This window comes from Caballeronia sp. NCF2 (assembly GCF_023631205.1).
Classification (GTDB): domain Bacteria; phylum Pseudomonadota; class Gammaproteobacteria; order Burkholderiales; family Burkholderiaceae; genus Caballeronia; species Caballeronia zhejiangensis.
Map to the genome: position 1 here is coordinate 237,625 of NZ_JALQDN010000062.1, position 12,145 is coordinate 249,769.

The window sequence follows — 12,145 nt, forward strand, 5'->3', positions numbered from 1 at the left end:
CCTCACAGCACCAGCTTCGCCGCCTCATCGAACGCCGCGCCCGCGGGCGGCACATCGCGCCGCGCGATCCGCACGATCTCCACCGCGCGCGTCTGCGGCGGCTGCGTCGGCAAGTGCGCAAGCTCAATCGCGATGTCGGCGTGCGGCTCGTCGCAGCGCGTTTCCATCAGCAGGTTCATCTGATTCAGACACAGCTCGCGGTGCGTGACGGAAATCAGCGCCGCCGGCTCGGCGAGCAATTCGACGATGGTCTGAAGCTGCATCTCGATGGAATCGGCGAGCGAGCCGAGTGCCGAGAGCGCGGCTTCGTTCTCCTCGAAATCGCGCTGCAGCCGCGTGGCGTCGCCGGCCAGATCCGTCGATGCAATCAGGCCGCTCATGCCCGCGCCGCGCCGGCCGAGCATCTGCATGCGCGCGGTCAGCAACGCGCGATGTTCCTGCAGCGCGTCGCGCCGCGCGTCGTTTTGCGCGACGCGCGACATCGCTTCCAGCACGAACTGCTCGACGATCCGCTGCACGAGATCGCGTCTGAGCGCTTCGTCCGTTCCGTTGCAAAAGCGCAAGCGCTTGTCGTCGAAGCTGACCGCCGTGCGCGCGACGTCCGAACGCAACGCGCCGCCCTCCACCGCCGCGACGAGCACCTTCCGCTCGACGAGCGTCGCGCCCAGCACCGCGAACCCATGATCGGCGGCAATGTTGCCGTCGAACCAGCCGCGCACATCGTGCGATTCGCCGATCACGCGCGCGACGTCGTCCGGCGTCGCGAACTTCGCGCGCAGATACGGATCGTCCGCCCATGCCGCCGGTGTCGCGTCGCGCGGCGCGGGCAGCGCCGCGACGAGTTCCCGCGCGTGATCCAGCGTCTTGCCGACGACCGGCGCGAGCCGCGACTCATAACGGCTCGCGAGGCGCACCTGAGGCGCGACCGCGACGATGCGGCCGAGCGCCTCCTTGACATCCTCGCGCGAGCTCGCGTTATCGCGCCGGAACAGCCAGTTGAACATGCTTATCCCATGATATGCACGCCGCCGTCCACGTACAGCGTCTCGCCGGACATGCGCCGGGCGAAAGGCGTCGCGAGGAATGCGCAGGTAAAGCCGACGTCCATGATGTCGACCAGCTCGCCGAGCGGCGCGCGCTGTGCGGCTTCGGTCAGGAGCAGGTCGAAGTCCTTGAGTCCCGATGCCGCACGCGTCTTCAGCGGCCCCGGCGAAATAGCATGCACGCGAATGCCCTGCGGACCGAGCTCGTAGGCGAGATAGCGCGCGCACGCTTCGAGCGCGGCCTTCACCGGGCCCATTACGTTGTAGTTCGCGACGACCTTGTTCGCGCCGTGATAGCTCATCGTGAACATCGCGCCGCCGTCTTTCATCAGCGGCGCCGAGAGCCGCGCCATGCGGACGAACGAATGGCAGGAAATGTCCATCGCCTTCGCGAAGCCTTCGGCGGAACAGTTCAGCAGGACGCCCTGCAGATCGTCCTTCGGTGCCCACGCGATCGAGTGCACGAGAATATCGAGCTTGCCCCACTCGCTCGCGATACGCTCGAACACCGCTTCCAGTTCCTCCTGGCTCGACGCGTTCAGCGGCATGAAGATCGGCGCTTCGAGGGCTTGCGCGTGCGGCTCGACGTAAGGCCGCGCTTTCTCGTCGGCATACGTGATGGCGAGATCGGCGCCCAGTTCGCGGAACGCTTTCGCGCAACCATAGGCGATCGAATGCTCGTTGGCGATGCCGGTGACGAGCGCCTTCGCGCCCTTCAGCACGGGCTGCGGGACATTCAATGTCATGCGGATGCTCCTTCGCGTTTGTCATCGATCAGCGCGAGCGTGTGGCGCGCGATCATGAGTTCTTCGTTGGTCGGAATCACCCATGCGCTCACCTTGCTCGACGCCGTGCTGATGCGCGGGCCGCCGCTCGCATTGGCTTCTGTATCGAGTTCGATGCCCCACCACGCCGCTTCTTCGCACACGCGTTGTCGTATCTCCTTCGAATGCTCGCCGATGCCCGCCGTGAACACGATCGCGTCGAGCCCGTGCAGCGCCGCGCTCATCGAGCCGAGCTCCCGGCCGATGCGATGCACGTAAAGATCGATCGCGAAGCGCGCGCGTTCGTCGCTGCTCGCGAGCAGCGCGCGCATGTCGCCCGACACGCCCGACACGCCGAGCAATCCCGACTGGCGATACAGCATGTCTTCGATCTCGCGCGCGTTCATGCCGAGCTCGTCGAGCATGTAAAGAACCACGCCCGGATCGAGATTGCCGCAGCGCGTGCCCATCATGAGACCGTCGACGGCGGTGAAGCCCATCGTGCTGGCGACGCTCTTGCCCGCGTGCATCGCGCACAGGCTCGCGCCGTTGCCCAGATGCGCGACGACCGTGCGCCCGCGCGCGGCATCGGGTGCAACATCCGGCAGGGCACTCGCGATGTATTCGTACGAGAGACCATGAAAGCCGTAGCGCCGCACGCCGTTCTTCGTGATCGATTCGGGCAGCGCGAACGCCTGCGCGAGCGGCGCCTGCGTCGAATGAAAGGCCGTGTCGAAGCACGCGACCTGCGGCAGGCCCGGATTGCGCTCGGCGACGATGCGTATCGGCCTCAAGTTATGCGGCTGATGCAGCGGCGCGAGCGGTGTGAGCTTGTCGAGTTCGTCGAGCACTTCGGGGCTCGTCAGTACGGGCTTCGTGAAACGCGCGCCGCCGTGCACCACGCGATGCCCCACGCCGACCAGACGATGCCCCGCGCCATGCCCGCGCAGATACGCGCCCAGATGCGCGATCGCTTCGGCATGTTGCAGCTTCGCGCCCTCGCCCCATGAATGCTCCGCGGACTTCTCGCCTCGCCTGTCGTAAGCGACGAAATGCGGCGCGCTGAACAGCGCTTCAACCTGTCCGTGCGTGACGAGTTCGAGCGCGTCGCCTTCGACATCGAACGCGCTGAACTTGATGCTCGACGAGCCCGCATTGAGAACCAGAATCACATCGGCCATGAAATCACCCCACTACTTGCGCTTCTTCGCGGCGCTTCGACGCCACGAGCGATGCGATCGCGCACGATGCGAGCCGCGATTGCAGCGAATCGGCGCGGCTCGTCAGAATGATCGGCACGCGCGCGCCGAGCACGATGCCGGCCGCGTCCGCATTCGCGAGAAAAGACAGACTCTTCGCGAGCATGTTGCCCGCTTCGAGGTCCGGCACGATCAGCACGTTCGCGCGCCCCGCGACGGGCGAATCGATCTTCTTCGTATGCGCCGCTTCGAGGTCGATGGCATTGTCGAGCGCGAGCGGCCCGTCGACGAGCGCGCCCGTGATCTGATGACGATCGACCATCTTGCAGAGCGCGGCGGCCTCCAGCGTCGACGGCACCTTCGGGTTCACCGTTTCCATCGCCGAGAGAATCGCGACGCGCACTTCCGCGAAACGCAGCGCGTGGCCGAGATCGATCGCGTTTTGCAGGATGTCGACTTTATCGGCGAGCGTCGGCGCGATGTTGATGGCCGCGTCGCTGATGATGAGCACGTCGTCGTGCCCCGGCACATCCATGATGAAGCAATGCGACACGCGCCGCGACGTGCGCAGTCCGCCTTCGCGCTTCACGACCGCGGCCATGACTTCGTCGGTGTGCAGGCTGCCTTTCATGAGCGCTTCGGCCTTCGCCTCGCGCACGAGTTCCACCGCCTTTTCGGCAGCGGCGTGGCTGTGCGGCGCATCGACGATCGGAAAGCCCGCGATGTTGAGGCCGCATTCTTCCGCCACCTCGCGAATGCGATCGCGTGGCCCGACGAGTTGCGGCGCGATCAGACCCATCTCGTGCGCCTTCACCGCGCTTTCGAGCGATGTCCGGTCGCAGGGATGCACGACCGCCACCGCGAGCGGCGGCAACGCCTGGCAAACCTCGATGAGCCGTACATATTTTTCGCGCGGCTGATTCATTTCACCCTCCGTAGTTACGTGTGATGCAACGCCCGAACATCAGTGCGCGGGCGCGGAACGTCTTGGCGCGCGCGCAGCCTTGACCGGCAGCGCCGCGCGGATGCGCGCGAGCATGTCGTGCTGCGCGGCCGTCGGCTCGAAGCCCTGCATGCGGCTGTCGTCGTGCAGCTTGTCGAAGAGCGTGAGGAGCTTCTTGCGGTCGTCGCTGTCGTCGAGCAGACCGGGCAACGACGCGAGCGCCTGCTCGGGCTCGTAGCGCACGATGATTTCCTGTTCGCCGCGAATGCGCCGCCATTCGTCGCGCGGCATCTGCGGCAAATACTCCGCATAGTCGGCCGCGAGTTCCTGACGCAGCACCATGCGCGTGAGCGGCAACGGCTCGTCGTGACGCATGAGCAGGCACGCGACGCGCGCGACGGCTTCCGCGTATCCGCCGTGCGCAACCGACGCGAGCGCTTCCTGAACGAACGGCAGATCGCGCGGATCGGTCCGATTTTCTTGCGTCTCGCGTTCCTGCACGCGCTGTGCCGGCAGCAGGTTGCCGTACACGGAGAAGAACATCGCTTCGGTCGTGGCGTCGCGCATCGCACGATAGAAGTCGAGGCTCGCGCTGATCATGTCGGAGCCGCAATGCTCCGCACGGCGCAACGCGTCGCGTTCGGTGTCGGGCTTGCGCGTGGCCTTCACCGCTTCCGCCGCCGGGCCGAGCCATGCAAGCCACGGATTCAGATCGGAGAACATCCAGCGCTGCGCGCGCAACGGATGGAACGCGCGCAGCATCGTCGCGGTCGCGTCGTTGGCCATTGCCTGAACGAAGGGTTGCGCGAACAGTTCGTACGCACGCTGATTGAAATCCGATACCTGTTTCACCGCTTCGAACGGCAGTTCGTCGATACGCTCGAAACGGTTGAAGCGCGCGGTCACGTCTTCGAGACGTCGCTCGTGAAAGCTCACGTCGTATTCGGTCTTGCCGTTCGCGTTCTTGCGTTCGGCGATCTCCATGCCGTACAGCCCCGGCGGAAACGATTCGATCGCTTCCAGCACCGATGCGATCTGCGTGTATTCCTTCTTCGCGACCTTGCCGCTCACGAAGATGCCGAGATGCCCGATGCTCTTGTGCATCAGTCCGACGATCACCTGCCCGCGTGCCTTGATCTCGTCGGTGCTGCCGTAGATATCCGCGACCCAGTTGAAGGCCTGTTGCGGCGGCGTGATGTTGTCGCCCATCGAAGCGAAGAGAATGATCGGCGATTTGATCGCGCGCAGATCGAACGATGCGCCCGACGCGCCGCGCACTTCGCCCGACCACAGCTTGTTGCCGACGAAAAGATTGCGCGTGATCCATTCGATCTCTTCGCGGTTCATCAGGTAATAGCCGCCCCACCAGCGCTCGAAGTCGAGAAAGCGCGGCGGTTCGGTGTCGATCTTGTCGAACAGCGTGTAGTACTTGTCCCAGAAACTGTTCGCCGGATTCAGGTTCTCGAAGTTCTCGACGAGATACGCGCCGTCGAACTTGCCGTTGCCGAGATCGGCCGTCAGCGAGGCGAGCCACGTCCCGCCGAGCATGCCGCCCGAGTAGCGCATCGGGTTGTCGCCCTCGCCTTCGCTCCACGCGCCGCTCCAGTACGACATCGGCGCGCCGTTGATGACGAGCGGACCGGTATCGTCGGGCTGCGAGCTCGCGAGCATCATCGCGGCCCAGCCGCCCTGGCAATTGCCGACGATAGCGGGCTTCGGGCTGTCCGGATGCATCTCGCGCACATGCTTCACGAACTGCTGCTCGGCCGCGCATACGTCGAGCAGCGTCTGGCCGGGCTGCGGGTCGCGAAAGAACGTGACGAAGTACACCGGATGACCCGCGCGCAACGCGACGCCGACTTGCGAATCGTCCTTGAATCCGCCGATGCCCGGACCATGCCCCGCACGCGGATCGATGATGAGATACGGCCGCTTCAGCGGATCGATGACTACGCCTTCGGGCGGCACGATACGCAACAGCGCATAGTTCACCGGCCGCGCGAACGTGCGTCCGTCGAGCAGCATTTCATGCGCGAAATGCAGCACCGGTTCGAGACCGCGCTTCGCCTGCTCGATGAAGTTGTTGCCGCGCTGACGCAGCGTGTCCCAGAAGAGCACCGTGCGCTGCATGACATCGACCGCATAGTCGAAGCCGTTGAAACGATCAGCCTCGCCGTTGCCGAGGACACGCACGCCTGCTTCGCGCGCGCGCTCGCTGAATTGATGCTGCGCAAGCTCCGCGCGCTTCTGATAAACGCGTGTGACCTTTTCCGCGATTTTCTGGCTGCGCGCCAGTTGATCTGCATACGTCATGACGTGATCTCCGCGAGGGAACGTGCAAGGGACAACGCAGGAAGCAGATGCATCGGCGGCCATGATGAACGCATGGTCCGATGACTTGGATACCATCATCAAAATATATGCGCAATGAGCGACAAGCAGGTGGCAAAAATTCGCGACTCAACGACGCGCGACTTCATCGCCATTGCGCGAAACAATCTCCTGATACTTCGCGACGACATGTTCGAGGTTATAGAACATGCGCGCTTCGCCGAGCCGCGCGCCGAGCGGCGAGCGCCGCACCGCCGCGAGCACGCCCGGATTCAGGCCCGCGAGCCAGAGCGTGGTGCCGTTCGCGGCGAGGCGCGCTTCGGCTTCGATCATCATCTTGAGCGCGGTGTATTCGACATCGAAGACGCGGCTCAGATCCAGCACGACGATCTTCGCGTCGGAATCGCGCACGAGCGGGCGGATCTTTTCGGCGACACGTTGCGCATTCGCGAAGAATATCCGCCCTTCGGGACGCAGCAGCAATAAGCCGGGAAACGCTTCGTCGTCCGGATGCCGCGACGAAGCGCGCCGGAACACGTTGGTTCCCGGTATCCGCTTCAATGCGTACACAGGCGGATTGGACACCTGATGCGCGAGCGCGAAGAGCGACACGACGATCGCCACCACGATGCCTTCCAGCGTTCCGAACAACACGACGCCCGCGCATGCCGTGAGCGCCCACACGAATTCGGTGCGGCGAATCTTCAGGATCGCGCGGAATTCGGCGGGGCTGAAAAGCCCGATCGAATAGAACACGACGACGGCCGCGAGCGTCGCGTGCGGCATCAGCGCCATGAGCGGCGCGAACAGCAGCATGACGGCGAGCGCGAGCGCCGCGGTCACGAGTCCCGCGAGTTGCGTGCGCGCGCCCGCCTGCCGGTTGACGGCCGTCTGGCTCGTTCCGCCGCCTGAGACCATCGCGCCGAAAAGCGCGCCGGCCGCGTTCGCGAGGCCGGTCGCGAGCAGTTCGCGGTTCGCGTCGGGCGCGGGTTCGTCGTTGCGTGCGAACGCCCGCGCCGCCGCGATGCTTTCGGTGAAGCTCATCAACGCGATGCCGAGCGCGTCCGGCCACAGCTTCAATGCAAGCGACAGATCCGGCCGTGTCCACGACGGCAATCCCGCCGGCACCGCGCCGACCGTTTCGACGCCGTGCGCGCGCAGACCGAACGCGGCCACCGCGACGATCGCCGCCGCGACGACGAACAACGGCGCGGGCGCGCGCGGTGCGAAGCGTTCGAGCGCGATGAGCGCGGCGAGCGTCGCCAACGCGAGCGCGAGCGTGCTCGCCGACAGATGCGGCAAGCCCGCGACGAACGCGCCGACGTTGTGAAAGAACGATCCCTTCGGATAGTGAATGCCGAAGAGCTTCGGCAACTGATCCACGACGATGACGATCGCCACGCCCGCCTTGAAACCGACGAGCACCGGCTCGGAAATGAAGTTCGCGACGAACCCGAGACGCAGGCACGCCCCCGCGACGAGCATGATGCCGACGAGCATCGTCAGCGTCGCGTTGGCGACGGCGAGCGCGTGCGGATCGCCATTCGCGACGGTCGCGCCGAGCGCGTTCGCCGCGAGAATCGCGAGCGTGGTCGTCGTGCTGACGGACAGCGCGCGCGACGTGCCGACGAACGCGTAGACGATCATCGGCACGCAGGCCGTGTAGAGGCCGACCTGAACCGGCAGGCCCGCGATGGTCGCGTACGCGAGCGCCTTCGGTATGACGACCGCCCCCGCCGTCAGGCCCGCGACGATATCGGCGCGCGCCCACGGCTTCTCGTAACGAAACAGCCATTCGGGCGCGATGGACGCGCGATGCGGCATGACGATCCCGCGTTCCGAAGTCGCGCTAAAAACGCTCGGGCACGTAGCGCAGCGGCCGATCGCTTTCGCGATACCCCTCCGCCTTCTGGCGCTTCGGCAACTTCACCTTTTCGCGCGGCACGGCCTTGTACGGGATATTCGCGAGCAGATGGCTGATGAGATTCAGGCGCGCGCGGCGCTTGTCGTCGGAACGCACGACGTACCACGGCGCCTGTTCCGTGTCGGTGGCCTCGAACATGTCGTCGCGAGCGCGCGAGTAGTCGTACCAGCGGCTGTAGGAACGCAGGTCCATCGGCGAGAGCTTCCAGATCTTGCGCTCGTCGTGGATGCGTTCCTCGAGACGCCGCGTCTGCTCTTCCTGACCGACCTCGAGCCAGTACTTGAGCAGAATCACGCCCGAATCGATGATCGCGCGCTCCACGAGCGGCACGCCTTTCAGAAAGGTTTTCGCCTGGTCCTCGGTACAGAAGCCCATCACGCGTTCGACGCCCGCGCGGTTGTACCAGCTTCGGTCGAAAAGCGTGATCTCGCCCGCGGCGGGCAGATGCGGCAGATAGCGCTGCACGTACATCTGCGTCTTCTCGCGCTCGGTGGGCGCGGGCAGCGCAACCACGCGGAAGATGCGCGGGCTCACCCGCTCGGTAATCGCCTTGATCGTGCCGCCCTTGCCCGCGCCGTCGCGTCCCTCGAACACGACGCAGACTTTCGCGCCCGTGTAGACGGCCCATTCCTGCAGCTTCACGAGTTCCACATGCAGGCGCGCAAGCTCTTTTTCGTACTGTTTCCTGTTCAGGCGCTCATGCACGCCCGCGCCTTCACGCACGCCTCTCGATTCGCCGACAGCCCTCTCTTCGTTCATTGCTGTCTCCCGATATTTTTGGATGCCATCCGCGCGGACGAACCGAGTCCGCCGTCGCGACGATGCGCGCGGCACATGGTCGCGGACCCGTCATGACGCCGTCAGGTTTCGTTGCGCTCGGGCACGACCTGCACCACGAGCGTGCGGTTCTTCCAGAACATGTTGTGGATGCGCGGCTGAAAGGTGCGCAGCACGTGCGGCTCGATCGAATCGAAGGTGACGACCGCGGCCGGATGCTCGCCGGTGCCCGTCACGCGCTGAATCGAATCGTAGGGTGGAAAGCCGTAGCGGCAGAGAAATTCCCTGATTTCGTCGTCGGTCGTGGACTCTTCCACGTTGCCTATCCAGAGATCGCCCATTGCAAGATTCTCCGTTGAGTTGTGCGACGTTTCTTCGACTAATACACCAACGGACGGCTCAGGTCGACCCATCTCGCTTGGCCGATTTGCGCTGCGCGAGCGGATTCAGCGCGACGACGAAAGTCACGATCCCGATGCCGAGCGCCCACATGCCGTAACGGAATTCGAGTTTCATGTCGTACAGAAGGCCGTGGATCGTGAAATACAGCCCGGCGAGCCAGATGAACACGCCAATCGAGGCAACCACCATGCGCGGCTCGTTCAGTCTCATCGATGTCTCCCGGAAGCGGTGCGCGAGATAGCTTCAGTTTAGGAAAACTTCCGTCGTCCTGTGAACACACTCGTGTGCAATGACCTTGGCGCGCCGCGATCGTTAGGCTACATTTCCCGCGTATGGCGGAGCAGCAAATGCAACGCATGACCAACTAAACCAATTAACGTTCTGACGCGCCCCGCAGATGCAAAAGCCAACCCCTTTCCCGACCAGGTTGCGAAATTTCGTGATGCTCTTCGTCCTCGCTGCCGCGCCCTGCGCCGCGCTGGCGCAGGGCGCGCCGGACCGCGCGGTCGTCGGCGCAAACGTCAAGCAGTATGCGAATTCCGTGCTCGCGATCATGTCGTACACCGCGGTGCCAGATGTCACGACAAGTTCACTGTCGATCAATAGCGGCACGACCGGCAATCCGGGCTTCGGTCAGACGCAACTCGGCGGCGGCTTTACCCTCAGCAATTCGTTTCCGCTCTACCTCGAAGGCACGCTCGCGTACAGCCGCTACGATCCGACCTTCATCGCGACCGACGGCGACCAGCAGCGCGCGGTGCCTGCGAAATGGAACACGTTCAGCACGACGGTTGGCGTCGGCTGGGACTTCCCGATCACGAGCGAGCTGAAATTTCGCCCGATCATCAACGGCATGATCGGCCGCGTCGCGAGCGATGCGCGCATCGCGCAGACGGTGTTCAATCACGTCGCCAACACCAATCTGCAGTTCCTCGAGGACGGCGCGCTCAATGCGTACGGCGTCGGCGGCTCGCTGATGCTCGATCTGGAGCATTATCGCGAGCACTACGAGGTCGATGTCGAACTGCGCGCAACCGATATTTATCTACGCAGCTTCGGCAGTTCCTCGGAAGCGGTGCAAGGCTCCGCGACCGCGCAGCAGTTCAGCCTGTGGGCGCGCTGGCGTGCGCCCACAGGCTTCGCCGCGCTCGACAGGCCGGTGCGCTACGTGCTCGAAACCGCGTACTCGCATTACTTCGGCGACAGCGCGGGCGTGCTCGGCTTCAACGATCTGACATCGCTCGGCGTCGGGCTCGAACTGGACAGCAGCAAATATCCTGTCGTCATCACGCGCACGCGCGCGATGGTGCGCTACGTGTTCGGCCACAACGTGCACGGCGTGTCGTTCGGTCTCGCCGTCAGCTTCTAGCGCGCGCCGTTCAAAGCACGTTGCGCTGGCTCGGATCGTATTTCGGATCGGGCTGCTTCTGCGTCTGCCGGAGCACGCCCTGAGCGTCGAAATAGAAATGGAACAGCATGTGGTCGATGTTGTTCTCCAGGTATCGATACGTCCACACCTCGCGATCCATCCGCTTGAAATAGGCCGTCTCGAACGGGCGTCCGAACGCGATCATCACGTCGTTGCGCGTCCACTTGTTGACCTCGGCGCGGTAGAACTCGTTTTCCTGAAGCACTTGCCGAACACTGACCGTATTGCCCGACGCATCGAGATCGACGGCCGTGGTCGTCGATCCCATCGGCTGCGTGGGCCACATCAGACGCTTGCCGCCGTTCGGCAGGTCGTAGGTTTCCTTCGGCGGCCCGAGCCTGGCGACGATCGCCTGCTGATCCATGCCGGGCTGCACGCGCTGTTCCGGCTGCGCGCAACCGGCGAGCGCGAGCGCGACGGCGCACGCGCCGTGCGTCAGCGCGAATGCAAAGCGTTTTTTCATGGGTCTCTCCCGCGTCCGCCACGGTTGGTGGCGCCTTATTTTGTCATGGCGGGTTCCACGGATATGGCGAACGCTTCCGTATAAACGGCCTTCACCTGATCGCCCTTCTTGACGCGCTTCAGGCGCTCGGGATCCTGAACGTGCAGATCGACCGTCTCGCCGCGCGGCCCGCGCAGCGTCACGGTCTTCGCATGACGATCGACGGCGATCACATCGGCGATGATCGTCACTTCGCGCCCGACCTCGCCGCCCGGCTTCGCGCCCGGCGCCGCGCGCTCGGCCGAGTCGCTCTCGGAACGCGACGGCTGCGTCTTCTTGTCGAGCAGGCTCAACGTCAACGACTCGCGGTACTGCGCGGTGACGACATCGCCGACTGCGAGCTGATCGAAGTTGCGCGCTTCGTTCGTGACTTCCAGTTCCATCACCTTGCCGGCGTTCGTTTTCAGCGTGACGGTGCGCGTCGCCGGATCGATGCCGACGATCGTCGCGGTCACCTTCGCGACGCCCTGCACCGTCGCGCCGTCCGGGTTTCGCACGACGCTGACGTCGGCCTGAGGATCGGCGGTGGGATCGGCTGCAAAGGCGCTTGCGGATAGCGCAAGGCATGACAAGACAACGAGGCTGACGCGTTTCATGTTCGCGCTCCGTTTGTTCTATCGATACCGCGATGACGTTACTGGATCGTGTAACCGCGTCCCTGCATGCACGCCGACCACGCGCGATAGTACGTCTGCATCGCGCCCTGGCTCTGCGCCTGCGCGTTGGATTCCTGCGCCCGCTTGTTCTGCCGTGCGCGCATGCCGCCGGCCATCGTGCCCGTCGCCGCGCCGATGGCCGCGCCCTTGCCCGCATCGCCCGCGATCGCACCGA

12 protein-coding genes and 1 pseudogene are annotated in these 12,145 nt (G+C 64.7%); 1 reads left to right on the forward strand and 12 read right to left on the reverse strand.

Going from position 1 to position 12,145, the window contains the following annotated elements; genetic code table 11:
• Positions 1-2: 2 nt before the first annotated feature.
• The 9 genes from NCS02_RS21980 to NCS02_RS22020 all read right to left on the reverse strand — a co-directional run bounded on the left by NCS02_RS21980 (position 3) and on the right by NCS02_RS22020 (position 9,593).
• Complete coding sequence (locus NCS02_RS21980; protein ID WP_250503326.1) at positions 3-1,004, reverse strand: hypothetical protein; 1,002 nt, start codon at positions 1,002-1,004, stop codon at positions 3-5.
• A 2-nt stretch (positions 1,005-1,006) separates the two neighbouring features.
• The gene (gene fabI, locus NCS02_RS21985; RefSeq protein WP_250519981.1) at positions 1,007-1,789 is read right to left on the reverse strand and encodes an enoyl-ACP reductase FabI; all 783 of its coding nucleotides are present in this window, start codon (positions 1,787-1,789) and stop codon (positions 1,007-1,009) included.
• Positions 1,786-2,988, reverse strand: coding sequence for an acetate/propionate family kinase (locus NCS02_RS21990; protein ID WP_008348486.1), 1,203 nt, complete (start codon positions 2,986-2,988; stop codon positions 1,786-1,788). Before NCS02_RS21990 ends, fabI begins: the two co-directional genes overlap by 4 nt.
• 4 nt (positions 2,989-2,992) lie before the next feature.
• On the reverse strand, positions 2,993-3,931 hold the full coding sequence (locus tag NCS02_RS21995) for a phosphate acetyltransferase (protein ID WP_008348487.1): 939 nt from the start codon (positions 3,929-3,931) through the stop codon (positions 2,993-2,995).
• Positions 3,932-3,970: 39 nt separating this feature from the next.
• Complete coding sequence (locus NCS02_RS22000; protein WP_250436782.1) at positions 3,971-6,262, reverse strand: DUF3141 domain-containing protein; 2,292 nt, start codon at positions 6,260-6,262, stop codon at positions 3,971-3,973.
• A gap of 147 nt (positions 6,263-6,409) precedes the next feature.
• Positions 6,410-8,104: a SulP family inorganic anion transporter gene (locus NCS02_RS22005; protein ID WP_175981178.1), complete on the reverse strand. Its 1,695-nt coding sequence runs from the start codon at positions 8,102-8,104 to the stop codon at positions 6,410-6,412.
• 25 nt (positions 8,105-8,129) lie between these two features.
• Positions 8,130-8,963, reverse strand: a complete 834-nt coding sequence (gene ppk2, locus NCS02_RS22010; protein WP_008348496.1) for a polyphosphate kinase 2 — start codon at positions 8,961-8,963, stop codon at positions 8,130-8,132.
• A 101-nt stretch (positions 8,964-9,064) separates the two neighbouring features.
• The gene (locus tag NCS02_RS22015) at positions 9,065-9,322 is read right to left on the reverse strand and encodes an RNA recognition motif domain-containing protein (protein WP_008348497.1); all 258 of its coding nucleotides are present in this window, start codon (positions 9,320-9,322) and stop codon (positions 9,065-9,067) included.
• 58 nt (positions 9,323-9,380) lie between these two features.
• Positions 9,381-9,593: a DUF2964 family protein gene (locus tag NCS02_RS22020; RefSeq protein ID WP_033536232.1), complete on the reverse strand. Its 213-nt coding sequence runs from the start codon at positions 9,591-9,593 to the stop codon at positions 9,381-9,383.
• Positions 9,594-9,825: 232 nt separating this feature from the next.
• On the opposite strand from NCS02_RS22020, the gene NCS02_RS22025 reads away from it, so the two are divergent.
• On the forward strand, positions 9,826-10,752 hold the full coding sequence (locus NCS02_RS22025) for a hypothetical protein (RefSeq protein WP_008348502.1): 927 nt from the start codon (positions 9,826-9,828) through the stop codon (positions 10,750-10,752).
• Positions 10,753-10,762: 10 nt separating this feature from the next.
• On the opposite strand, the gene NCS02_RS22030 is transcribed toward NCS02_RS22025, so the two are convergent.
• From NCS02_RS22030 to NCS02_RS22040, 3 genes and pseudogenes are all read right to left on the reverse strand, one after another.
• Entirely contained in the window at positions 10,763-11,275 is a 513-nt protein-coding gene (locus NCS02_RS22030) for a hypothetical protein (protein ID WP_008348503.1), read from the reverse strand.
• A 35-nt stretch (positions 11,276-11,310) separates the two neighbouring features.
• Positions 11,311-11,910, reverse strand: a complete 600-nt coding sequence (locus tag NCS02_RS22035) for a hypothetical protein (RefSeq protein WP_008348505.1) — start codon at positions 11,908-11,910, stop codon at positions 11,311-11,313.
• A 38-nt stretch (positions 11,911-11,948) separates the two neighbouring features.
• Positions 11,949-12,145, reverse strand: a pseudogene (locus tag NCS02_RS22040) (hypothetical protein); the annotation flags it as partial.